Source organism: Streptomyces sp. NPDC002588, from assembly GCF_040295925.1.
In the GTDB taxonomy this organism is placed as follows: domain Bacteria; phylum Actinomycetota; class Actinomycetes; order Streptomycetales; family Streptomycetaceae; genus Streptomyces.
Window position 1 is genome coordinate 67,829 of the sequence record NZ_JBEOWF010000022.1, and the last position, 22,494, is coordinate 90,322.

The window sequence follows — 22,494 nt, forward strand, 5'->3', positions numbered from 1 at the left end:
TGCTTTGACGTGCTCCTTGGCCTAAAGTCCAGGGATTCCGGCCTGGGTCGTCTGACCCTTCCGGGGGCTTCCTGCTTCACCGCGCTGTGCGGGCACGGGTGCCCGTCTTACCGGCGCTCCACAGGCGTTTAGCGTCTCCGCCCGTCCGGCGGCGACGATTCGGCGTCCTTCGAAGAGGACGTTGCGGGCTGCGTTGTGGTCGCGGTCGTGCACGGTGCCACATTCGCTGCATGTCCACTCCCGGACGTGCAGGGGCTTGGGGCCGTCCCGGAATCGGCAGGCCGAGCAGACCTGCGAGGACGGGAAGGCACGGTCCACCTTGGCGAAGGTGCGGCCGTGCAGGTCCGCCTTGTACTCCAGCATGCCCACGAACGCGGACCATCCCGCGTCGTGCACGGACTTGGCGAGCCGGGTGCGGCCGAGGCCGGACACCGCGAGGTCTTCCACGTACACCGCTTGGTTGTCGCGAATGATCTGTGTGGATGCCTTGTGGTGGAAGTCCCGACGCCGGTCCGCCACACGCGCGTGCTGGCGTGCGACCTTGATACGGGCCTTGGCCCGGTTCTTCGATCCCTCGGCCTTACGGGACAGCTCCCGCTGAAGACGCTTGAGTTTCTTCTCCGCCCGGCGCAGGAAGCGCGGGCTGTCGATCTTCCTGCCGTCGGACAGGACGGCGAAGGCGGACAGGCCGAGATCGATACCGGCTTCGGTCTCCAGCTCGGGCAGGCTGTCCGGCTCGGTGTCCACGACGAAGCTGACGAAGTACCGGCCGGAGCTGTCTTTGGTGACGGTCAGGGACGTGGGTGCGGCCGGAAGGCGGCGGGACCACTTGACCTTGAGGCTGCCGACCTTGGCCACATACACGGTGCCGTCGTCCTGGAGAGAGAAGGCGTTGGTGTTGAGACGGACCGAATGCCGGGTGTCCTTCTTCGACTTGTAGCGGGGAGGGCCGACTTTGCGGCCCTGCCGCTTGCCCTTGAGGCTGTCGAAGAAGTTCTTGTAGGCGGTGTCCAGATCCCGCAGGGACTGTTGCAGGACGACGGCTGACACGTCGGCGAGCCAGGCGCGTTCCTCGGTGCGCTTGGCCTGGGTGATGCGAAGCCGGGACAGTTCGGCCGATGTCACATACGGCAGCCCCGCCGCGTGCGCTTGCTTCCGGTCGTGCAGGCAGTCGTTCCACACCACGCGGGCGCACCCGAACGCACTCGCCAGCGCGCGGCGCTGTGCGGCGTCCGGGTAGGCCCGGTAGTTGTAGCGGAGCTGCACAACCAAGATCTTACTACGATTGGTCTCATGGACGGACAGAACGACTACAGGCGTGGAAGACATGTTGTTTCGGCGATGCATGTGCACTTGGTCTTCGTGACGAAGTACCGGCGCGGGGTGTTCAACGACGAGATGCTGACACGCTGCGAGGAGATCATGCGCAAGGTGTGCGAGGACTTCGAGGCGGAGCTGAAGGAGTTCAACGGCGAACGCGATCACGTCCACCTGTTGGTGCACTACCCGCCCAAGGTCGCCGTCTCCAAGCTGGTCAACAGCCTCAAGGGCGTCTCCGCACGCCGGATACGGCAGGAGTTCACCGGCCGGCCGAAGGCTGGGGGAGAGTTCACCTGCCGGATCAACCGCGCCATCATGCACGGGCATCTGTGGTCGCCCTCGTATTTCTCGGCCTCGTGCGGCGGAGCACCGTTGGCGATCGTCCGCCAGTACATCGAGCAGCAGAAACGTCCGCTCTGAGGTGCACGTCAGAGCAGTCCTGAGATGCATTCATCCCCGGCGTGAACGCCGGGGCTTTCTGCAAGAGACCCGGTAAACATGGCGGAGGAATGACTCAGCGGGGACGAGAGCGTTTCCTGGAGCGGGAGTGCGGGCGTGGCGTGTCGGCCGGGAAGGCACGCGCGTGCTCACGGTAGTCAATGCTGATGACCGACGGTTACCGCGGGTCGTCCGAGGCTTGGGCGGGCCTGCTGCGGGACTGCGCCCGTTGGGGCATGTGGGCCCGGTCCTGTTTCAAACGTGGTCAGCTGGCCGAGCGCGAGGAGCAAGCAGCCTGATGGACACCCCCGATCCGCTGACCGACGAGGAACTCGCCGAGATCGAGGAGCTTGCCGGTGCTGCGACTCCCGGCCCCTGGCACGTGCGCCAACTGGACGACGACTTTGCCATGAGCCTCGTCGCCATCAGTACTGCCCCCGACACCGGAGCCGGCGAACGCTGGCCGGACTTCGACCACCACCAGATCGTGGCCGCCACCCTTGTCCAGCAGCCACGATATGTCGACGTCGCGGACGAACGCTGGGACGAGAACGCCCACTTCATCGCCAACGCCCGCCAGGACATTCCCCGCCTGATCGCCGAGATCCGACGTCTCCGCCTCCTCCTCGAAGCCAAGGACCAGAAGCCCGAGGAAGGTTGAAGCGCACCAAAGATCCACAGGAATTGACGATTACTCCCGAGAACGCGATCGCAGCGTTCGCGGAAACCTACGGCACCAGGTTCCCCAAGGCCGTCGCGAAGATCACCGACGGCTGCGAGGAACTGCCGGCGTTCTGATCGAGTCGACGTTCTCCACGGTCAAGCTCCACGCAAAGGTCCCCGCGGCGCCGGCAGCCCAGCCGCGGCCCTCGCGATGGTCTTCAAGCTCGTCGAGTCCGCTCAGGCTCGCCGACGGGCGATCACCGGGGCCCACCTTGTGCCCCTGGTCCGCGCCGGCGTCAGGTTTGAGAACGGCGTCCTCGTCGAGCGAGTGGAGGACGCAGCCGCCTAAAAGGCTGCTATCGGAACGGTGGCGCGTTCGCGGCGGGTCAGGGTGCGCATCACCGGAAGGACGCCGTGACGAGCCACGGCGATGCGGGTGAGGCAGGCGATCACCAAGTCGGTGGCCTCGGCCGGCACCGACGGTGTGGGTGCCTCCAGGCTGACGGCGAGGTCGTCGAGGTGGACGACGAGTTCCACGAGCCGGGTGAGCAGACACTGATCGAGCGGCAGTACGTGTCCGAACACGCCGACAGGCCGGTCGAGCGGCATGGTCGGCAACTGCACCGCTAGCCGGGCGCGAGCGGCGTCAAACTCCTCGGCGAGGGCGGCAGGTCCAACGGCCGCCTCCTGCTCTCCCACCGCGCGGATCCGACGCGGCACCGCATCCTCCAGATGCGGCGCCGGGCCGGTGCCGGACAGAAAGTACGTGACAGCATCGATGGGCGTCCCGCCCACCGGTGGCAGCTCGGCCGGCCACCGCTCGACGTTGAAGACCGCCCGGGCCAGATGCCCGGCCAGACCGCTGACCCGGAACTCGGCCAGCGCGCTCGGCTGCTCCCAACGTTCGGCCAACACGGGCGAACGCAGCATCCGGGACGCGACCTCGGCGGTGTCGAGAAATGCGGAGATCACATCGGCAGGCTAGCGGCCGGCCTGCTGTGTCGCCATCGGTTGCCCGAGATCGCCGAGGCGGCTCCCTCCGGCTCTGCCTGTGATCCTCCGGACAGGCCCTCATCACGAGTCACCCGATCCAAGCGGCGGCTCGTGTTCGTCGCGGAGCACGACCCGCGTCTCGGTCGGACCGGAAGAGCGCGGGCGCGATTCAGCGGACGGCCGCAAGACGACCAGGCGACGTCATGAGCTGCGGGGCGCGGTACTCCAGCTCGACCATCTGACCTTCGCGCACCTCGACGGTGATACCGGCCTCGCAACAGCGGGTCTTGAACAGGTAGCGGAAGTACACGTTGACCTGATGTGAGCCGGGGGTCGTCGGTATGAAGCGGCTGCGCCAGGCACCCTTGTGGGCCTTTCCGTCGACCTCGACGGTCAGGCCTATGAAGTAGAGAAACACCTGCATCGGGTTGTGGCGCCCCTGAATGGAAAAGCCCGTTTGCGTGGACAAGTTGCTCCTTCCTCAGTCTGTTGATTCCGCTGCAGGGTGCAGCGGACATCTCCGGCTCGCGGAGAGGATCGCACTCGTTCGGTGATGCCCGCGGCGGACAAGTCTCCCAGTCGTCCTGGACGGAGGCCTGCGTGAAACCACTCATCCTGACACGCAGATTTCTCCGGCGGGAACGGATTCCCGCCCGCCGTCTGCCGCGTGCCGAAAGCCGGTACCGGGCACGCAGTCGACGGCGCTGCTCACTGCTCTTCACACTGTGCCGCGGACTGCCACGCGGTGAACAGCGGCCGAGCTGCGCTGCCGGGGAAGACCACCATGCCAAGCGGACGGTCGACTGCGACGTGCCTGGCCAGTGGTCGGCGGCCGTCGACGCCCAGCTTCCGCGGGGAGGGTGATGGTGTGGTCCGAAAGAAGGCCCGTCCCGCCACCCACTGTCGTGGGACTGCCTACCGCGTAGCCGCTGGGACTTCCGGGCGAGGGTCGATCGGTGTGAGCACTCCTAGGCGATCCTCGACCTCCTCGGCAGCATCCAGGCAGAGGTCCTCCCGGAACGCGCGCCCGACGATCTGCACCCCCGAAGGCAGGCCGTCGGTCACTCCGGTCGGTACGGCGACCCCGGGTACGCCTACGAAGCTGGTCACCGTGCACAGGCGCATGCCCGAGCCGACTCGTTCCCGTCCTGCCTGGTCGCGTGACTCCAGCCCCGGCTCGACGGCCGGCTCGGTGAACACCGGCCCCAGCAGCAGCGGGTACTCGTCGAGGAACTCCGCCCAGGAGCGGCGGATGCCCAGCCAGACCCCCATCAGCTGCATGAACTCCGCCGCGGTCGCAGGCGGGGTCTTCTCCATCGTCATCTCGATGTAGCGATCTCCGCCCTCGCCGAGCAGCGTCCGCACCATCGGCCAGGACGGGGCGAACTCGGTCACGACGATCCGGTGATACGCCTCAAGTGCCTCATCCAGCCGCGGAACGTCCGCCATCTCCCGCACGGCGTACCCGGCGTCCCGCAGCGCGTCCGCCGCGGCCGCGACAGCCCCGCGGACCGTGGGGTGGACGCCGTGGCCGCCGGGATCGGCGACGACCGCGACCTTCACCGGTCCCGGCAGCGGCTCACCACGGACGGGCACCGGTACGGCCCGCGGGTCCCGCGGGTCGGTCCCGGCCAGCGCCTCGTATGCCAGCCGCAGGTCGGCGATCCTGCGGGCCAGGGGTCCGTCGGTGACCAGCATCTGTGAGGCCGGTCCTGGGTCGTCCGGGCCGAGAACACGGTGGTCGGCGGGGAATCGCCCGGCGGTCGGTTTCAGTCCCGCCACGCCGCAGAACGAGGCCGGGATCCGTACTGATCCGCCGGAGTCGTTGCCGAGCCCGAGCGCAGCCATGCCGGTGGCGACGGCCACTCCGTCGCCGCCGCTGGAGCCTCCGGGAGTCCGGCTCCGATCCCACGGGTTGACGGTGTCGCCGAACAGTTCGCTGCGGGTGTGCATCCCGGCCAGGACCAGGGTGGGTATGTTGCTGTGCCCGATGGGTATGGCTCCGGCAGCACGCAGCCGGGCCACCGGGGGTGCGTCGGCCGTCGCCACCAGATCGCGGAAGCGCGTGATTCCCATCGTGGTCGGCACACCTTCGACGGCGGTCGTCTCCTTCACCGTGAACGGCACCCCGGCCAGAGGCCCCAGCTCTTCGCCCGCGGCCCGGCGTAGATCCGTCTGCTCCGCGGCTTCACGAGCGCGGTCGGCCATCAGCTGAGTGACCGCGTTGACCTGCGGGTTGACGTCGGCGATGCGGTCCAGGTGACTTTCGACCAGTTCGACAGCCGATACGTCTCCATTCCGGACCGCCTTTGCCTGGGCTGCGGCCGGCATCTTCCACAGGGTGTCCCGCACGACTGTTGTCCTCCCGATTCATGTGCCGAAGCGCTCGCGTCGGAACCATAACCCAGAAGCGATACGCTTGTATTGGAAAAAGGAGGCGCCCGAACATGCCCAAGCAGGTGGACTACGAGAGCCGACGCCGACGGATCGCCGAGGCCGTCTGCCTCCTCGTCGACGAACACGGACCTGAGGGAGTGACCATGCGCGACGTCGCCACCCGCGCAGAGGTCTCCCTGGGTGCCGTGCAGCGTTGCTTCCGCAACAAGGAGGAGATGCTCCTGTTCGCCGTCGACCACGTCGGCGAGCGCATCATCGAACGTGTACGTGCCGGCCTGTCCAGCAGCCCGGCCCAGTCAGCCGCTACCGCCCTGGGACATGCGGCCACCGAGATCGCCCTGCTCCGCAGACAGCACCGCGCCGAGGCACGGGTGTGGCTCGCGTTCGTCGCCCAGGCCGCCGTCAGCGAGCCACTCGCCGCCAAACTCAGGATCAGTTACGCGGCTCTCCATGGCCTCCTCGGCCGCCTCATCACTGAGGCCGGCGAGAGCGGCCCGGCCGACGACGACCCTGCGACGCTCGATCCGCAGCGCGAGGCCCGGGCCCTGCTCGCCCTCGCGGACGGCCTGACCAGCCATGTGCTCATAGGGCACTTGACCGCCGAGGAGGCCGAGGACGCCCTGCACGCGCATTTGGTCCGCCTCTTGGAACGCCTCCACGCCAGCCACCCATGAAAGGGCGTCCGCACTCGGGGAGTTGACCGCCTTGCGCGTGCCGTGTCGGCTGCGCCTTCCTACGGACACCACGGCCGCGCGGGAGCCACGCACTTCTACTGACCCCCGTCAAGCCAGTGCCGGATCGGGCAACGTTCGCCCTGTTGTCGACCGGCGGCACCAGCTCGAGTTTGAGTGGCGCGGTCTACTCGGTGTCGAGCTGGTGATCGGCCCAGATGTAGCTCTCGGGTAGCAAGTCGGTGATGGCGACGGTTCGGATGCGGTCCTCTTCGCCGACGATGACCTTGAGGGAGGGGGATTTAGTCGAGGAGGACCTGACGGCACCGGCCGCACGGGGGAACAACACCCCGGTCACGGTCGCCCACGGCGACGATCGTGTCCAGCTCGTAGGCGCCCTGGGCGGCTGCCGTACCGATGAGGACCAGCTCGGCGCAGGGACCTCCCGTGAAGTGGTAGGCGTTCACCGCGGTGACGATCCGGCCGTCCTGGGCCCGGGCTGCGGCTGCCATGGTGTGGTTGTCGCCTCGACAGTGGGTGCGAGCGATGCGCGTCGCGGCCTGGATGAGTTCATGGTCGACGTGGTGGAGCTGCGTTGAGTGGTCGCGAACGTGGCCCTGACTCAGCGGGTCAGTCGGCACAGCAGAGATCATTTAGGGGACAGCCCTCAGAGAGGCGGAAGCGCCGTCGGTCCGGCTCGTCCGCGGCTGCAGTCACAGGCTCAGCAGGAGGTCCCGGACCGCTGCGGGCTGGGAAAGGAACGGGTGGTGGCCGGCGTCGAGCTCGACGACGCGGCCGGCCCGGCGGGCGAACTCGCGCTGCAGCCGCGGCGGGGTGCCCCGGTCCTGAGCGCAGACGAGGTACGTCGAGGGTAACTGCTGCCATGCGGCCGCCCCGACCGGCTGCCCGGTCACCTGCACGCTCTGCCGGGCGAGGTGGTCCGCCGCCTGCGCCTGGACCTCGGGGTCGCAGTCCTGCAGGAACGTGTCTACGAGCAGCTCGGGGCGAACCCCGAACGTGCCGCCATCGGGGTCGACGTGGAGGAACGGGGCGGGGCCGCCGTCCCCGAAATCCGACAGGCTCTGCCCGACCTCGGGCAGGTAGCTGGAGACCAGCAGCAGGTGGCGCACCGACCCGATTCCCGCGGCGGCTTCCGCGGTGATGATGCCGCCGTAGCTGTGGGCGACGACGACGGTCGGCTCGTCGCTGTCCTGAAGCACCTGCCGCACCGCGGCAACATCCTCGGTCAGCCCCGGACCGCCGACGCCGCCGGGCAGGCCCGCCTCGCCGCAACTCGGCAGCGCCGGGGCCACGCTCGACACCCCTCGCTCCTGCAGCAGTTCGGCGGTGCGGTGCCACCACCACGACCCGTCTCGCACACAAGCCCCATGTACGAAAACGACCCTCATCGCTACCTCCGTGTCTGTCCTCGGGGCTTACGGCACGATCATGGCAGGTTCGGGGTCACCAAGGGGGTGACACCGTCGTCCTCGAAGCAGAGACGTGACGATGCGGCGCGATCTTTGCTTCGCTTATGCGAGTTGAGGAACTTCGTCGCCGTCGCCGAGGAACTGTACGCGGCGTCGCCCTTACCGGCGCCGACAGCGGGGTCCCCCCGCAACCGACTGGTGCCGCCGGTGAAGACAGCATCCCCCGTCGTCCCCACACCGCCTGACCGCCGACCCCACCCCCAACCACGTCGCCCGTAGAGGCCCTCCCACAGCCGTCGGCCGCCGCCTCCCGCAACTCGGCTCGCACCTCGGCGTACTCCGTGCTTTCCAGCACCCGCCGTAGCCCGCGCGCACCGATCGGCATGCCGTCGCCGCTCGTGCCGAACCGCCCGAAGCGGTGTCCCGAGGCGGGACAGGGCTGTGGGCCCCGGGTGTTCCCGGAGCCCACAGGCCGGCTGCTGACGGTGGTTACCAGCGATACCAGCGGCCCTTGCGGCCGCCTGTGTCCGCACTGCGCATGGCGAAGCCGAGCAGCCAGACGGCCAGCACGATGACGGCGATCCACCACAGTGCCTTGAGCGCGAAGCCCGCGCCGAAGAGGACGAGAGCCAACAGCAGAACGAGAAGCAGGGGAACCATAGTTATCAACCTCCGTCGCTCCTCGTGCCCGGCGAAGAGAAGAACACACGGTCGATTCACCTGGTTTCTTCACCGTCCTTGCGGGAACTGGTCCCCGCTTCTCCACGGGTGTTCACCTCACCTACGGGCGGACGTCTGCCGAATACGCACAGGCCGCAGACGCTACGCAGTGTTGCCCCATCCCGCCGCCCCCCGGGCTCGGGAAGGGAGTACGGTGGCGGTACCGAGCGCACCTCGCACGCCGTCATCCGTTTCGGCGTCGCCCTCGGGGAACGGCAATCCCGGAGCGCATCGCGTCCGGTCGGAAATGAGCCGCCCCACATGAGCCTGATGAGCCTCGGAGCACTTGCCTCCTCCCGCAAGGAGAACGAGTTCCGGCTGCCGTTGCACCCCAGCCACCTCGAACGCATCGCCCCGGACGTACGCGAGCGGATCTTCCTCGAACAGGGCTACGGCCGACGGTTCGGCGTCGCCGATGACGCGCTGCGACCACTCGTGGCAGGCCTGCGCTCCCGTGCGGAACTCCTCGCCGAGTGCGACGTCCTGCTGCTGCCCAAACCCATGCACGACGACGTCGCCGAGCTGCGCGAGGGCCAAGTGCTGTGGGGATGGCCGCACTGCGTGCAGGACGAGAAGCTGACCCAGCTCGCCATCGACCGGCGGCTGACCCTGATCGCCTGGGAGGCCATGAACCACTGGACCTCCACCGGCGCCTTCAGCGTCCATGTGTTCCACAAGAACAACGAGCTCGCCGGCTACTGCTCGGTGCTGCACGCCCTCCAGCTCGGCGGGCTGACCGGCAGCTACGGGCGCCGCCTGCGCGCGGTGGTCATCAGCTTCGGCGCAACGGCGCGCGGAGCGGTCACGGGCCTGGGCGCCATGGGGGTTTCCGACGTCACGGTCCTCACCCAGCGCGCCGCCGCGGCGGTGGCCTCACCGATGCCATCCGTCGTGATGGGCCACTTCGAGGAGGAGGACGACTCGTCTCGACTGCGTGCCTTCACCGCGGCCGGTTCCGCGCCTCTGGCGGAGTACCTGGCCGGGTTCGACATCATCGTCAATTGCGTCCTGCAGGACACCGACGCGCCGCTCACTTTCGTCACCGACCAGGAACTCGCCTTGTTCCGGCCGGGCACCTTCTTCATCGACGTCGCCTGTGACGAGGGCATGGGCTTCGCATGGGCCCGCCCGACCACCTTCGGCGAGCCCATGCTCGCGGTGGGGCCGGGCTGTCACTACTACGCGGTGGATCACAGCCCGTCCCACCTGTGGAACTCCGCCACCTGGGAAAACAGCGAGGCGCTCCTGCCCTATCTGCGCGCGGTCATGAGCGGTCCCGCGGCATGGGACGGAGACGTCACGATCGGGAGGGCCATCGAGATCCGCGACGGCGTCGTCCAGAACCCGAAGATCCTCTCCTTCCAGCACCGGCAAGCCGCCTACCCCCACCCTCCCGAGGTCCCGGCGACCCGGCTGAACTCAGTGATCCACAGATCATCCATGCGACCGACCTGATCGCGACCTGGACGAGCACATCAGCCGGTGGCCGACTGGATCGTCGCCGGTCAGAGTCGGATTACGGGCTTCCTCGGTCGGCAAAAAAACTTCAGAACCGCGTCCCCTGAGGGCGAACTGGCAGCGGGCGTCCTCCTCCACCATGTCCAGAGACTGGTGTGCGGGGCGGGCGGGGTACTCGCGCTGGTCGTCGGCGGGTGTCCATGGTGAAGATCGTCTGACCTGTCGCCAGGGTCGTTGTCGGGTTCTGCAGCGGTGAACGCCATGCTCGCTCGTGTCCGCTCTCGATCGGTCGGCGTGCGGCCGAGTATGCCGGCACACATGGCAGGGGCCGATGTGGCGAAGTGATGTCGGGCAGTGTCGAGATCGACTGGCTGCGCGCCTAAGGATGGAGGGCTTTTCGTTGGCCTGTGGCGGCGGACCGTACGATCGCGTCAAGGAGTCGGTGGCGCTTGACGGCGTGGGTGAAGTCCGGGGCGACAGCCGTTCCGTGGACGAGGTCGTCCCGAATCGCGGCGTAGGCGTGCACCAGGGTGTGGATCACTGTTCCGGCCAGGCCGGGATAGTCGTCGTAGCCGCTGGGCAGCGTGACCTTCGTAGGCCGACCGCCGCTGCGTGTGCCACGCACCGTGACCGGACCGAGGTGCGGGAACTCGGCGGCGGTAATCTCGAGTCTCCCCTCCGTGCCGTCGATGATCAGAGAGAACCCTGCACTCGATGCCGCGCCTCCACGGTGGTGGACGGACAGGATCGCCCCGCCCGCCACGGTGCCCGAGATCGCGATCTGGTCCTCGGCGGTCATCGGGACGACCTGCCCGGTGCGCCCGAGGGGAACCTGGCGGCGCCGGGTCGCGGTCGTAGCGACCACTTCCTGAAGCTCGCCGACGACCATCGATACCAGGTCGATCGCGTGTCCGAACGCGATGGTCAGCATCGTGGCCCCGAGCTTGCGGTCGAGCGTGTAGACCATGTTCTGAGACACCGGAGTGCCCCATTCGGTCGAAGACGCCGCGACGGTGGCGGAGAGCACTTCCCCCACGAATCCTTCGGACACGAGGTCGGCCAGCCAGCGGAAGGTAGGCGAGGAGCGTCCCTGAAGACCGACGAAGGTGCGCGTCGTCCCGGCGGCACGCTCCATCTCCTCGGCCTCGCGCAGGTCGACGGCGAGCGGCCACTCGGAGAGCACCGGCACTCCCGCCTTCAGCACGGGCAACACGAGTTCGCGATGCTGGGGCACTTTGACGGCGACAACAACGAGGTCGACGTTCTCGTCGCCGGCGAGCTGCTCGACCGACGTGTACGCGGGTACGCCATACGCCGCTCCCGCGGCCTGGGCGGAGGCTTCGGAGCTCGCCGCCAGCGCGCGAAGCTCGATCCCGTCGACGGCTCTCAGCGCGGGCAGGTGAGCTCCGGCCGCCCAGCCTCCCGTGGCGCTCAGGCCGACGATGCCGACGCCGATCGGCTTACGGGGGTCAGGCACCGAGCTGCCGCCTCAGGGTCTCGGCGTCGTGCAGGGCCGTCATGTGCACGAACCGCCCGTCACGAACCTGGTAGATGGCGTACTCGACGATCTCGAACGAGGCGCCGGTGGGAGCCACGCCGAGCCACTCCTTGGCGGGCGTGCCCGTGTTGGTCAGACGGGCGGCCAGGCGATCACCATCGACCGCGATCTCCCGGGGCTCCCAGTGGAAGTCCGGGACCGCGTCGATGTCGCCGTTCAGCACAGCGATGACCTGGTCCCGAGTGCCCGGCTCGCCGTTCAGGGTGGTCTCGTCGTTGATGAACTCGTCCATGCGGGAGATCTCGTGTGCGTTGAGCGCCCCGATGTAGCGCAGGTAGAACTCACGCAGGTCGCTGTCGGACATGATCTCCTTCTTCGGCCCCCGGAGCGGAGGTCATGCTGGGTGTTTCGCGACGGCTCTTGACGGTTTCGTCGCGGTGATCGTCGGCAGGGGGAGGAACTACTGCCCGAAACTTCTGTCCCGGACGGTACCGAAGTTTTGCCGCACCGTCACGGCCCTCCTGCGCGGAGAATGTCTCACCGGGGCGAGCGAAGGGGTGCAGCCGCTATGCAGGCCAGCCGAGCAACGCCGTGTCGACGATCTCATCGAGCTCAGCAGGACCGAGGCCGTTGGCGGCCTGCACTGCGATGCCGAAACCCATCGTCATGATGAACCGGGCAAGATGCCGAGGGTCGGCGTCGCGCGGAAGATCACCCTCGTTGACGGCACGCCGGAAGCGCTCCTCGAGGCGGACCCCCGCGTCGTTGCGCCAGTCGACAAGCAGGTCGTGGACGGCCCGGCTCTCGTCGCTCGACGCCAGCGCGCCCTGCACGGTCAGGCACCCGGAGGGGCCGCCGGGAGGGGTCGTGGTGCGGACCGCTCCGCGGAGGAACGTCAAGGCCACAGCCCGTGCGGTGGGCTCCTCCAGGGCGCGCGTGGCATAGGCGGCCGGCCCCGCGCCGTAGCGCTGGAGGGCCTTGCGGAACAACTGCTCCTTGTTGCCGAAGGCCGCGTACATGCTCGTCTTGGTGATCCCCATGGCGCCGGTCAGTTCAGCGAGGCTTGCACCTTCGTACCCTCGGGCCCAGAACACCCGCATCGCGCGTTCCAGCGCCTGGTCGATGTCGAATTCTCGAGGCCGACCCATGACGGCCCTACGGGAGTCACCCATGCCACAAGCGTACCTCTCGGTACAGATCTACGCTGACCAGCAGTTTCATCCCACCCAGGCGACGAGCACAGTTCAGTACCGGTCGGTCTTGATGTGCTAGGGTTCTGCACCGACCGGTACTTAAGTGATGGGAAGGGAAGTCCGCGCCATGAAAACCGTTTCGCTCGGCAGCCTCAAGGTCTCGCGCATCGGTCTCGGAGCCATGGGAATGTCGGCGTTCTACACCGGCGCCGGCCAGTTCGACGACGAGTCGATCCGCACGATCCACCGCGCTCTGGACCTCGGGGTCACCCATGTCGACACCGCTGAGGGGTACGGCCCCTTCATCAACGAGGGGCTGGTCGGCCGGGCCGTGCAGGGGCGCCGAGACGAGGTCGTGCTGGCGACCAAGTTCGGACTGATCTCCCACACCGGTGGCACGGCTCCGGACAGCACCCCGGCCAACATCCGCCTGGCCGTGGAGGGATCACTGAAGCGCCTGGGCACCGACTACATCGACCTCTACTACCAGCACCGGGTGGACCCCGGCACGCCCATCGAAGAGACCGTTGGCGCGCTGGCCGAACTGGTGGCCGAAGGAAAGATCCGCCACATCGGCCTGTCGGAGGCCGGCCCCGCCACGATCCGCCGCGCTCACGCCGTGCATCCGGTCACCGCGGTCCAGTCCGAATACTCCCTGTGGACCCGCGACCCGGAGGCCGAGATCCTGCCTGTCCTGCGCGAACTGGGTATCGGCTTCGTGCCGTACTCCCCGCTTGGCCGCGGCTTCCTGACCGGCAACATCCGCTCCCTGAACGATCTTGACACCGACGACTGGCGCCGCACCAACCACCGCTTCGCCGACGGCAACCTGGAGCGCAACCTGCGAATCGTCGACGAGGTCCGGGCCGTAGCCGCCGAGATCGACACCACGCCCGCACAGGTCGCCTTGGCCTGGCTGCTCGCCCAGGGTGACGACATCGCGCCCATCCCCGGCACCAAGCGAGTCGCCCGGCTGGAGGAGAACGCCGCCGCCGACCACATCGAGCTCACTGCCGGCCACGTCGCCCGCCTGAACGACCTGCCCCGGGCCTCCGGCGAGCGCTACGACGCGGACAACATGGCCGCCATCGACCGCTGATCGAAGACGTACCACCACGCACGCCGCGGGCAGGCATCCGGGCGAAGAGTGCCGCATTCCCAATGAGACTGTGCAACATGAAGTACACAGGCCACGGTTCTGGTGTGCGGGGCGGGCGGGGTACTCGCGCTGGTCGTCGACGGGTGTCCATGGTGGAGATCGTCTGACCTGTCGCCAGGGCCGTTGTCGGCAGACCGCCTTGCCTCCTACGATCCCTGACCGGGCCGGTGCCGGGAGAGCGCGGGGAGGGCTTGGGGATGCTGGAGCTGGGCCTTGAGGTGACGGTGCGCGGGAAGCTGGAACCGTTGCGGGCGAAGATGACCGAGCTCGCCGACCGCGGCTGACTGCACAAGCGTCCTGACGGCAGGTTCGCCGCACGTTCCCAGGCGTAGGGAGGCGGGCGCCGACTGGGCATAACTGGCGGACTCCCGAAGGCAGTTGAGATTGGTGTGAAGAACCCGTTGCCACCGGCCAGATCACCCGGCCGCTGGGCGCCAAGCTGCGGGCGGCCGGTCTCGGGGCGATCGCCGACCTGGGCTTCGTCGGGCTCGACGACAGCGGCCCCGACACCGGCCCCGCAGTGATCACCGGTTACAAGGCCGCCCGGAACCGGCCCCTGGCACGAGGACAGAAGCTGTCGAACACCGCACTGGCAGCGGTCCGGGCACCGGTGGAGCACGGCTTCGCCACAATGAGCCGACATGCTTGATTTATTGCGCCCTGCGGCGCGCTGACCGGGCGCTCCAATTCGCCGAGCGCCTGAGCTGCCCCCTGGGTGTTGTCGTTGGTCGGTCGGCAGGGTCCGGCTCCCACACCTGTGCCCATGGGACTTCGCAGAGAGCCGAGCCGACAGGCGCCGGATAGTGTGACGCTCGTTCACTGGTAAGGCGACGGGGGCAACGATGCGCATTGCGGTAACCGGGGCAGCGGGCCGCCTGGGCAGGCGGGTGGTGCAGTTGCTCGCGGGCCGGGAGGGCGTGGACGTCGTAGCGATGACCCGGCGGAAGCTGCCTGCCGAGGCATTGCCGCCGCAGGTGAAGGTCGCCGTCGCCGACTACAGCGATCCGCCCGCTCTGCGAGCCGCGCTGAAGGGTGTGGACACCCTGGTCTTCGTCTCGAGTGACGGGCCCGATGCACGGATGCTGCTGCACCACCGCAACGTCGTCGCCGCCGTGACAGCCGAGCGCGTCAGCCATGTCGCGGCGCTGAGCAGCGTCGATGCCGACACGGCGTCCCCGTTCTGCTACGCCGTGGCCAACCGGCTCACCGAGGATCTACTCCTGGCCTCCGGCGTCCCGTGCTCGTTCGCCAGGGCTGCGCTGTACATCGAGTTCTTCCAAGACTGGCTCACGAAGGCGCGCGCGACCGGACTGCTGCGGCTCCCGGCTGCGGATGGCCGGGTCTCTCTGGTGGCTCGCGACGACGTGGCCCGCGCCCTCGCCGCGCTCGCTGTAGGCGAGCCGACCGGGCGTCACCATGACATCACCGGACCTGAGTCGGCGGACCTGGCCGGCATCGCCTCGGTCGCGGCGGAAGCGTGGCAGACGCCCGTCGCCTACGTGGACATCCCACCTGACACCTACTGCGCCGAGACAGCGGCGACCGGCCTGGATCCCTGGTGGCTCTACGCCTTCTCGTCCATGTTCGCCTCGGTGCGCGAACAACGCTGGGATCGAGTCTGCGACGACTACACCCGGCTGACCGGCCGCCTCCCCCTCGCTCTCCGCGACGTCCTATCGGCACAGGCGAGAAAGCCGGACACCGCCGATCGGGCAAATTGAAGCACTTCGTCCCACCGGCGTCCCCGACCGTCCACCGGCCGCAGAGCGTCACAGATCACCGGATCTGAAACAGCTTCTGCCAGGTCTCCCGCTTCGTCAGGCGCAACTCCGGTCCGTGCTTCGGCGGGCGGCCGCCCCTCGGGTCGTAGACCCGCGGCGGCTTCGGCAGCCACAGGACTCGGTCGGAGCGAAGGCTTCCGACCAGCTCGACCGGAAGGTGCGTCGCGCTGGTACCAGCCGGGGACGGGCACGTTCGCCTCGCGGGACACCTACCAGCTCGACCCTGCCCCGTCGGCCCAGGCCAACCAGTACGGGTACGCCAACGCCGGCCCGCTGGGCGGCACCGACCCGAGCGGACAGGACCTCGCTGATCGCGCTGCTGGTGAGCGAGGCGTGCAACATCGGGCACGCCCCGGTCATCGACGCCGAGGACGAGGCGCTCACGCGAGCCCGGCTGGGTCCACGTCGATCAGTACTACCTGCGGGTGGACACATCGCCGCGGTGAACGCGAAGCTGATCGAGGCTCAGGCCGAGGTGCCGATCGTGAAGTTCTGGGGCGAGGGGCTGCTGGCCTCGGTCGACGGGCTGCGGTTCGTCGTGCCGAAGCGGACCATGATGCCGGGCCGTCGCCGAAGTACTGCGTCAGGCGGAGTCGCGCGGCAATGCGCCGAGAACGGCCGCGAGGCTAAGCGGGTCGCGGCGGGCGATGTTGTGACCAACGGGAATCTCGTGAACCCGCCAGCCTGAGTCGTTGCGCAACCGTTCGGTCAGGGTCACGAACGGGCTACCTGCCCACGCGCCACCACTGATGAACGTTCGGCCGAGCGCGCGGTTGGGGTTGCCTCCCAGCCTGATCGACTGGACGAAGCTCGCCATTGGGTGCGGTCGCGCGCGAGGGTCGAGCCCATCAGGGACTGCGACCCAACGACCGTCGGCGCGGGCGCCGGCTATGAACGACTCCCGGAAGCTGTCACTGGTCAAAGACCAACACGAATCCCCGTCGTCCGGGACGTAGGCGTCGATGAAGACGAGCTGGTCGAGGCGGTCGCTGAGCCGATCCGCGACACCAGCGATCACCATCCCGCCGTAGCTGTGCCCGCACAGTGCGAGGGGCCTTTCGTCGCTACGGTCAATGATCTCGGCTACCTGGTCGATATGGGTGTCGAGGTTCGGCGGACGGTCCACATCGACTGGGCCGTCCAACTCCAACCCTGACAGGGTCACCGCCTCGACGTGGTGACCGTCTCGGTGCAGCTCGGCGGCCACCGAGTCGAACACCCATCCGCCTTGCCAGCCACCAGGCACCATCACGAACTTCACGGCGTCATCGTAGGTCAAGCAGAACCCGACGAGTACGGCTGGTGATCGCACGCCTCGGCAACGCTCGGGCTGGCGGCGGCGAACCGTAAGGCGAATCAGTACGCACCGGCCGGCTCCGGCGACGAAGCTCAATAGGCCCTCAAAGCCACGCGGTTCTCACAAACGGTCCTTTGTCGAGCAAGATCAAAGAGAGTCGCACGGAGATCGCGAAGTGCCGGTTCGGTTCGCAGAACCCGTTCTCACTCAGAGGCGGGTTCGAGGTACTTCTGAGAATCGTTTGTGACAGCAGCCACGGGCATGACGGTCCCTCAAGAGGCTTCCCCGAGCGACGCCGACGATGTCGAGCGCCGTCCCTGCCCCCGCTGCAAGGCCGACATCGGCTCGCCCTGCCGCTCGCGCTCCGGCGCGGTCGCCGGCACCTACCACACCGGCCGCATCACCAAGGTGCCCCGGCTCGCCAAGCACGGCATCCCGTGCGACAAGGTGTTCTCCGAGAAGATCAGCACCCGGGTACGGGTGCGTGCGGCCCCAGTTGGAGGCCGCGCTCGCGCTGGCCCGCCAGATCAAGGCCCACGTCCCGCACTGCCGGGGCAAGGCCCGGGGCAGGTTATCCCCACGCTCTGCTCACCGTCGGTCGGCCGGGGCGCGGGTGCCCGTCTGGTGTTAGGGGCCCGGGCGGTCTGCGGCTGCGCCGTGTGGGCGCGAGTAACCAAAAGCGGTGCCGCGGGCAGGCAGTGGCGGGGCCCGGGGGCCCCGGCCGGGTGCCCGCCGTGAGGGGGTGTCAGGTGATGGCGAGCCGGTCCACCAGCAGCTCCATCCTCGGCTCGAGGTACTCCGGCGGCAGCCGTCCCGCCCGGGTCAGGGTCGCCACTCCGTGCAGGGCCGCCCAGAACAGCTCGGTGAACAGCCCCGGGTGGACGCCGTCCCCGGCGACCTCGCTGAGGCTCTCCAGTAGCGCAGCGAAGGCGTCCTTGAGAGGTTCCGGGGTGTCCTCGTCGGCGAACGCCAGGCCGCCGTCGAGCTGGAACATGGCGTCGTAGACCGCCGGGTTGCGCTCGGCGAAGTCGAGGTAGGCGCGGGCGAGGGCGGCGACCCGCTCGCGCGGGCCGTCCGCGGCGGAGGCCGCGGCCCGCACCACCGCGGCCAGCTCGGCGGCACCCTCGAGGGCGACGGCGCCGATGATCTCGCGCTTTCCGCGGAAATGGCTGTAGAGGACGGGCTGGCTGTATTCGATGCGCTCGGCGAGCCGGCGGGTGGTGACCGCGTCCCAGCCCTGCTGCTCGGCGAGTTCGCGGGCCGTCGCCACGATGAGGCGCTCGCGGGCCGCCCGTTCACGCTCCTTGCGTTCCTGTACCGACATGACTCGATCCTAGCACTGCTAGACAATCAAGCGGCAGTAGTACTAGCGTTGCATTGCCATCTAGCGGCACTAGATTTCACGAGGGGTAGTCATGCTCAACGCACTTGAGGTCTTCACCACCGTGGTCGTCGGCCTGATGGTGGGGGTGGAATTCGCCGTCGCCTTCGTCATGAACCCGATCCTCAACGCCCTCCCCGAGGACAGTGGCCAACTCGGCCACGCCCACGGGGGCCGGATGCTCGGCGCCCTGATGCCGTTCTGGTACATCGGCTCGCTCGTCCTGAGCGCGCTCTGGGCGATCGCCGGATGGCATCACCACGGCGCCGGCCTGGTCGTCATCGCCGCCGCGCTGCTGATCCTGAGCGTGATCATGTCGCTCCTGCTGCTCGTCCCGATCAACAACCGGAACAAGACGTGGACCCCCGAGAACCGGCCCGAGGACTGGAAGGAGCAGATGAACCGCTGGCTCCGCTTCCACTACGTCCGCGTCGCCGTCATCATCGCCGCCTTCACCCTGCTCGTCGCCGCCCTCGCCTGAGCCCGCGGGGCCGACACCACGCCGGCGGTGCACAATCCCCACGCCCCGGGTGGCAGTTGGCCACCGAAATCCCGGCATCTGGGAATGCGACTGCCGCTGAGAGCCCACACCCGCGATCCCGAGAAGCTACGCACCTCGGTGATCTGCGGGACTCTCGGCTCTGGTTCGGGTGAGGTCTTTGGGATGAGGCCGCCTGTCCCGCGGTCAAGACCAACGCCAACGTCCGGCAGTTGCGGTCGGCGGCGAGAGGGACCTTGCTGGTCTGCCCGCCCCGGGAGCGCCCCAGCAGAGCGGATTTCAGGCGAACCCTGCGCCGACCCGGACGCGGCGCCGCTCGTCCCGCTCGGGATCGGCACCACCGTCCTGCCCGCTTCGCCCCCCTGGACGGCCCCCTTTGACCTGGCCTCCTCCTCTTCGACGGAAGCCCTCTCCAAGGAGGCGAGCACGTCCTGGCTCGTGTTCGTCCCGGCGGCAACGTGATGGGCCCGCACGGTGGGGGAGTCGATACTGACCAGCGACAGACCCACCTCACCCCGCTTCGCGGTTCGTAGGCCATCACCATCCTCGCTCGCGCCGTGTCCGGGCAGGGCGCGGGGGCTCGGGCGTCGTCTTCGATCATGCGGGTCAACCTCCGCTCCCGACGGTGGGCGGTGCTCACTGCGGCTCCCCGTCAGGTCAGCCGCGCAGGAAGTACAGGACGGTCGTGGTCATGGCGGTGGTCAGAAGGACGCCCCGCAGCAGCCAGGCGGGCAGTCGGCGGGCGAGGTGGGCGCCCGCGAAGCCCCCGAACACGGCGCCGGCCAGCATGACGGTGAGGAGCAGCGGAGCGCTCAGCGTGTCCGAGGCGATGAGGAACAGTGTCGTCGCGCCGACGTAGACGGCCGCGAGCTGGGCGATCCGCATCGGGTTGCTGACCGCTGCGTCGAGGCCGAGACCGATGCTCCACAGGGCCAGCATCATGATGCCTACGGCCCCGCCGAAGTATCCGCCGTACACAGCGAGGAAGAACTGTCCGGTGAGGACGGCCCGCGCACTCATACCGACCGAGCGGCCCAGCGTTCTGCTCAACGCCCTGGAAAGGCGACGGCCGCAGGCGAGGACCACGGTGGCGAAGGCGAGCAGCCACGGCGCCGCGGCGTCGAACGACGACGCGGGCAGCACCAGCAACAGACCTGCACCGACTCCACCGCCCACCACACTGATCGCTGTCAGTGCCTTGGTCGACGCAGGCCCGACCGGGGTGAGTTCGCGTCGGTACACCCATGCGCCGGCCACGGCGCCGGGCACGAGAGCGACCCGCGACACCACGTTCGCCGTCACCGGCGACAGGCCGAACGCGACGAGAGCGGGCAGCGCCACGAACGTCCCACCACCGCCCATGGCGTTGAGGACTCCGGCGGCGACACCGGCCAGCAGGACAAGCGACAACTCGGACACACGCCGAGGATCGCCCGGTGCCGATCGCTTCCACAATGCGTCATCGGTGTACCCAGCCTAAGCCTGCGGCTTAGCCTGAGCCGGTGCGCTATGACCTGGACGACCTCCGGCTCTTTCTCCACATCGTCACGGAGGGGTCGATCACGGCCGGTGCTCACCGCATGCACCTGAGCCTGCCCTCGGCCAGCGCCAGGGTGCGCTCACTGGAACACCATGCCGGTGTCGCCCTGCTGATCCGCGGCCGACGGGGCGTGCGGCCCACGCCTGCGGGGACGACCCTGGCCCGCCACGCGCGCGACGTGCTCGCCCAGACCGCGCGCCTGGACAGCGCCGTCGCGAGCTACACCCGGTCCCCGGGCGCCCCGCTGATCCTGCTGGGCGGCGGCTCCGCGATGCACCGCCTGGTTCCCCGGGCCCTGGTCTCCTTTCTCCGTGCACACCCGGACACCGATGTCACCGTCACCGAGAGCCGAACCCCGCGGACCGTGCGGATGCTCGCCGACGGAGAAGCGGACCTGGGGGTCGTCCTCGACGACGAGGCCCGCGACTGCGGCCTGCGCATGGAACCCCTCGGCGACGACTCCCTCGTCGTGATCGGCCAGGCCGGAGGCATCCTTGCCGGACGGACCGCGCTCACCTACCGCGAGGCCGCCGAACACCCCCTCGTCGGGCTCGACGCCGACTCCTCGCTGCGCCGCTGGATCGAGAAGCACCTGGGACCCCACGCTCCGGTGGTGCGCCACCGCACCACGGTCGCCAACCTGAGTGTCCTCGTCGCCCTCGCCGCCGCAGGCGTCGGGCTCGCCGTCGTACCACGTCGAGCCATCGATCCCCACCAGCCCGTGGACGTGAGCGAACTGCAGGACCCCTGGGCCCGCCGCCACCACCTCCTGGCCTGGGGCGTCAAGGCCCACGCCGCACCGACGGCGACCGAGGCCCTCGCCGAACACCTGCGCCTGGCGGCCCTGTCCGAGCCCGGGAGTCATGCGCGGGGGACTGCCCAAACGGCGGTGATGATGATGGATCCGGGCAGAAGGAGCGAGGACTCGCCGAGGCCGTAGACCAGTGCCGGCGACATTGCGGTCCAGTGGCCGGAAGGGATGCCGACGGCGACTCCGCTCGCGATGGCGAGGGCTCCGCCCACGAGCAGCGTTGTCCAGGACGCTATGCGCACCCGCCGGTTGAGGTGGACGTCGTCGCGCCACTGCTCCTCGGTCTGTCCTGCGGGCCGGATGGAGGGCGCTGCGGGAGGAGGCTGCCACCAGAAGTGGAAGACGGCTCCGGAGACGAGGACCCCGCTCGTCCAGACCAGGGCGTCGGACCACCCGGCGGCGCGATGGTGGAGAACGGAGTTGGTGAATCCGTTGGCGGACACGATGAGCATCAGCGTGGAGAACTGCGCGGCGAACTGGATGAGTCCGCGGAAGAAGCTCACCGTGTCGGGGGTGTCGCGGCCGTAGGCGGGCAGCAGCCAGGCCAGGGCGACGATCACCACGACGGCGTCGCCGGCGAGGATGGCGCCGGAGAACAACTGCTCGGTGATGGCGCGGTTGCAGACCAGTTCGCCAGAGGTGAGCGCGTACAGGTAGGACGCCGTGGCCAGACCGACGAAGCAGGGCAGCAGGAGTCTCAGGCCACGCGAGGCGTGGCCGTCACCCCCGGACGGGTTTCGCTCGCCGATGATGACGACGATGCCGGAAAGGACGAAGCCGGCCATGATTCCGCAGAAGGCGCTCATGGATCCGGCGGAGCCGACGGCGTTCCAGTCGATGCCTCCGGCGCCGGTGCTGCAGGTGTCGGGCTTGAACGCGGCCAGCCTTTCAAGTGAACTCATAGCGGCTGATGGTGACAGCGCGTCGCCTGACCGCGGAACTGGGTGGCGGGATCCTGACCGTCGTCTTGATGCATTCAGGGCGCAGGCTGTCGGCGCGCGCCTCGCAGTACGCGCCTCCTGCCGAAGCGGTAGGAATGGCGCCGTCCCATCCGGTTCGCTGGTGATGGGGGCGGGGCGGCGCAGGACCGAGCCCGCCCACTGAACCGAACGGGAGCTCCAGCCGGATCAACCTGCCCTCGATCAAGTGGAGAAGCTCGTTGCCCTTGACCGCAGCCTGGACCGACGTCTGCTCGTGCCCGCTGTCCTGGCGGTCGATGCGCTGCGATCATCGGTCCTGCCACCC

General features: G+C 68.7%; 23 protein-coding genes and 4 pseudogenes. 12 read left to right on the forward strand and 15 right to left on the reverse strand.

The features are described 5' to 3' along the window. Positions 1-21: 21 nt before the first annotated feature. Positions 22-1,266, reverse strand: coding sequence for an RNA-guided endonuclease InsQ/TnpB family protein (locus ABT057_RS25020; protein WP_352345807.1), 1,245 nt, complete (start codon positions 1,264-1,266; stop codon positions 22-24). A gap of 27 nt (positions 1,267-1,293) precedes the next feature. Between ABT057_RS25020 and tnpA the strand changes: the two genes are divergently transcribed. From tnpA to ABT057_RS49245, 3 genes and pseudogenes are all read left to right on the forward strand, one after another. Beyond that, positions 1,294-1,740 (forward strand): IS200/IS605 family transposase, encoded by a 447-nt coding sequence (gene tnpA / locus ABT057_RS25025; protein ID WP_352345808.1) that lies wholly within the window; start codon positions 1,294-1,296, stop codon positions 1,738-1,740. 316 nt (positions 1,741-2,056) lie between these two features. Next, positions 2,057-2,419 (forward strand): hypothetical protein, encoded by a 363-nt coding sequence (locus ABT057_RS25030; protein ID WP_352345809.1) that lies wholly within the window; start codon positions 2,057-2,059, stop codon positions 2,417-2,419. After that, positions 2,383-2,770: pseudogene (locus ABT057_RS49245) on the forward strand (IS256 family transposase); the annotation flags it as partial. The gene ABT057_RS25030 and the pseudogene ABT057_RS49245, both read left to right, overlap by 37 nt. Here ABT057_RS49245 and ABT057_RS25035 read toward each other — a convergent pair. From ABT057_RS25035 to ABT057_RS25045, 3 genes are all read right to left on the reverse strand, one after another. Then, positions 2,767-3,393 carry a maleylpyruvate isomerase N-terminal domain-containing protein gene (locus tag ABT057_RS25035; RefSeq protein WP_502973963.1) on the reverse strand — a complete coding sequence of 209 codons (627 nt, stop codon included), beginning with the start codon at positions 3,391-3,393 and terminating at the stop codon, positions 2,767-2,769. The pseudogene ABT057_RS49245 and the gene ABT057_RS25035 sit on opposite strands and share 4 nt — an antisense overlap. A 190-nt stretch (positions 3,394-3,583) precedes the next feature. After that, entirely contained in the window at positions 3,584-3,883 is a 300-nt protein-coding gene (locus ABT057_RS25040) for a hypothetical protein (protein WP_352345811.1), read from the reverse strand. Between the two features lie 446 nt (positions 3,884-4,329). Continuing rightward, a complete protein-coding gene (locus tag ABT057_RS25045; protein ID WP_352345812.1) occupies positions 4,330-5,766 on the reverse strand; it encodes an amidase in 1,437 nt (478 codons plus the stop codon). A 95-nt stretch (positions 5,767-5,861) separates the two neighbouring features. On the opposite strand from ABT057_RS25045, the gene ABT057_RS25050 reads away from it, so the two are divergent. Next, positions 5,862-6,485, forward strand: a complete 624-nt coding sequence (locus ABT057_RS25050) for a TetR/AcrR family transcriptional regulator (RefSeq protein WP_352345813.1) — start codon at positions 5,862-5,864, stop codon at positions 6,483-6,485. A 184-nt stretch (positions 6,486-6,669) separates the two neighbouring features. Here the strand turns inward: ABT057_RS25050 and ABT057_RS25055 are convergent. From ABT057_RS25055 to ABT057_RS25065, 3 genes and pseudogenes are all read right to left on the reverse strand, one after another. After that, positions 6,670-7,135 (reverse strand): annotated as a pseudogene (locus ABT057_RS25055) (cytidine deaminase family protein). Positions 7,136-7,195: 60 nt separating this feature from the next. Next, a complete protein-coding gene (locus ABT057_RS25060) occupies positions 7,196-7,891 on the reverse strand; it encodes an alpha/beta hydrolase (RefSeq protein WP_352345814.1) in 696 nt (231 codons plus the stop codon). Positions 7,892-8,401: 510 nt separating this feature from the next. After that, the gene (locus tag ABT057_RS25065) at positions 8,402-8,572 is read right to left on the reverse strand and encodes a hydrophobic protein (RefSeq protein ID WP_352345815.1); all 171 of its coding nucleotides are present in this window, start codon (positions 8,570-8,572) and stop codon (positions 8,402-8,404) included. Positions 8,573-8,893: 321 nt separating this feature from the next. On the opposite strand from ABT057_RS25065, the gene ABT057_RS25070 reads away from it, so the two are divergent. After that, positions 8,894-10,087: a N(5)-(carboxyethyl)ornithine synthase gene (locus ABT057_RS25070; RefSeq protein WP_352345816.1), complete on the forward strand. Its 1,194-nt coding sequence runs from the start codon at positions 8,894-8,896 to the stop codon at positions 10,085-10,087. A 382-nt stretch (positions 10,088-10,469) separates the two neighbouring features. Here ABT057_RS25070 and ABT057_RS25075 read toward each other — a convergent pair whose 3' ends face one another. The 3 genes from ABT057_RS25075 to ABT057_RS25085 form a co-directional block, all read right to left on the reverse strand. Next, positions 10,470-11,567 carry a Gfo/Idh/MocA family protein gene (locus ABT057_RS25075; RefSeq protein WP_352345817.1) on the reverse strand — a complete coding sequence of 366 codons (1,098 nt, stop codon included), beginning with the start codon at positions 11,565-11,567 and terminating at the stop codon, positions 10,470-10,472. Then, a complete protein-coding gene (locus ABT057_RS25080) occupies positions 11,560-11,952 on the reverse strand; it encodes an ester cyclase (RefSeq protein WP_352345818.1) in 393 nt (130 codons plus the stop codon). The genes ABT057_RS25075 and ABT057_RS25080 overlap by 8 nt, the downstream gene beginning before the upstream one ends. Positions 11,953-12,154: 202 nt before the next feature. Next, entirely contained in the window at positions 12,155-12,760 is a 606-nt protein-coding gene (locus ABT057_RS25085) for a TetR/AcrR family transcriptional regulator (RefSeq protein WP_352345819.1), read from the reverse strand. A 148-nt stretch (positions 12,761-12,908) separates the two neighbouring features. On the opposite strand from ABT057_RS25085, the gene ABT057_RS25090 reads away from it, so the two are divergent. From ABT057_RS25090 to ABT057_RS25095, 3 genes and pseudogenes are all read left to right on the forward strand, one after another. Then, the gene (locus ABT057_RS25090; RefSeq protein WP_352345820.1) at positions 12,909-13,880 is read left to right on the forward strand and encodes an aldo/keto reductase; all 972 of its coding nucleotides are present in this window, start codon (positions 12,909-12,911) and stop codon (positions 13,878-13,880) included. Positions 13,881-14,337: 457 nt separating this feature from the next. After that, positions 14,338-14,568: pseudogene (locus ABT057_RS49250) on the forward strand (IS5/IS1182 family transposase); the annotation flags it as partial. A gap of 214 nt (positions 14,569-14,782) precedes the next feature. After that, positions 14,783-15,661 (forward strand): NAD(P)H-binding protein, encoded by an 879-nt coding sequence (locus tag ABT057_RS25095; protein WP_352345821.1) that lies wholly within the window; start codon positions 14,783-14,785, stop codon positions 15,659-15,661. Positions 15,662-15,740: 79 nt separating this feature from the next. Here the strand turns inward: ABT057_RS25095 and ABT057_RS25100 are convergent. Beyond that, positions 15,741-15,878, reverse strand: a pseudogene (locus tag ABT057_RS25100) (transposase); the annotation flags it as partial. Positions 15,879-16,043: 165 nt separating this feature from the next. On the opposite strand from ABT057_RS25100, the gene ABT057_RS25105 reads away from it, so the two are divergent. After that, a complete protein-coding gene (locus ABT057_RS25105; protein WP_352345822.1) occupies positions 16,044-16,409 on the forward strand; it encodes a Tn3 family transposase in 366 nt (121 codons plus the stop codon). Here ABT057_RS25105 and ABT057_RS25110 read toward each other — a convergent pair. Then, a complete protein-coding gene (locus ABT057_RS25110) occupies positions 16,305-16,982 on the reverse strand; it encodes an alpha/beta fold hydrolase (RefSeq protein WP_352345823.1) in 678 nt (225 codons plus the stop codon). The two genes, ABT057_RS25105 and ABT057_RS25110, sit on opposite strands and share 105 nt — an antisense overlap. A 297-nt stretch (positions 16,983-17,279) precedes the next feature. Here ABT057_RS25110 and ABT057_RS49255 point away from each other — a divergent pair, with 297 nt between their 5' ends. Next, positions 17,280-17,756 carry a zinc finger domain-containing protein gene (locus ABT057_RS49255; RefSeq protein WP_502973964.1) on the forward strand — a complete coding sequence of 159 codons (477 nt, stop codon included), beginning with the start codon at positions 17,280-17,282 and terminating at the stop codon, positions 17,754-17,756. 7 nt (positions 17,757-17,763) lie between these two features. Here the strand turns inward: ABT057_RS49255 and ABT057_RS25115 are convergent, their stop codons facing one another. Beyond that, positions 17,764-18,342 carry a TetR/AcrR family transcriptional regulator gene (locus ABT057_RS25115; RefSeq protein WP_352345824.1) on the reverse strand — a complete coding sequence of 193 codons (579 nt, stop codon included), beginning with the start codon at positions 18,340-18,342 and terminating at the stop codon, positions 17,764-17,766. Positions 18,343-18,433: 91 nt separating this feature from the next. Here ABT057_RS25115 and ABT057_RS25120 point away from each other — a divergent pair, with 91 nt between their 5' ends. Beyond that, positions 18,434-18,880, forward strand: coding sequence for an anthrone oxygenase family protein (locus tag ABT057_RS25120; protein ID WP_352345825.1), 447 nt, complete (start codon positions 18,434-18,436; stop codon positions 18,878-18,880). Between the two features lie 675 nt (positions 18,881-19,555). On the opposite strand, the gene ABT057_RS25130 is transcribed toward ABT057_RS25120, so the two are convergent. Then, positions 19,556-20,317: a sulfite exporter TauE/SafE family protein gene (locus tag ABT057_RS25130; RefSeq protein ID WP_352345826.1), complete on the reverse strand. Its 762-nt coding sequence runs from the start codon at positions 20,315-20,317 to the stop codon at positions 19,556-19,558. Positions 20,318-20,400: 83 nt separating this feature from the next. Between ABT057_RS25130 and ABT057_RS25135 the strand changes: the two genes are divergently transcribed. Continuing rightward, positions 20,401-21,378: a LysR family transcriptional regulator gene (locus tag ABT057_RS25135; protein WP_352345827.1), complete on the forward strand. Its 978-nt coding sequence runs from the start codon at positions 20,401-20,403 to the stop codon at positions 21,376-21,378. On the opposite strand, the gene ABT057_RS25140 is transcribed toward ABT057_RS25135, so the two are convergent. Beyond that, the gene (locus ABT057_RS25140; protein ID WP_352345828.1) at positions 21,300-22,151 is read right to left on the reverse strand and encodes a hypothetical protein; all 852 of its coding nucleotides are present in this window, start codon (positions 22,149-22,151) and stop codon (positions 21,300-21,302) included. The two genes, ABT057_RS25135 and ABT057_RS25140, sit on opposite strands and share 79 nt — an antisense overlap. Positions 22,152-22,494 lie beyond the last annotated feature (343 nt).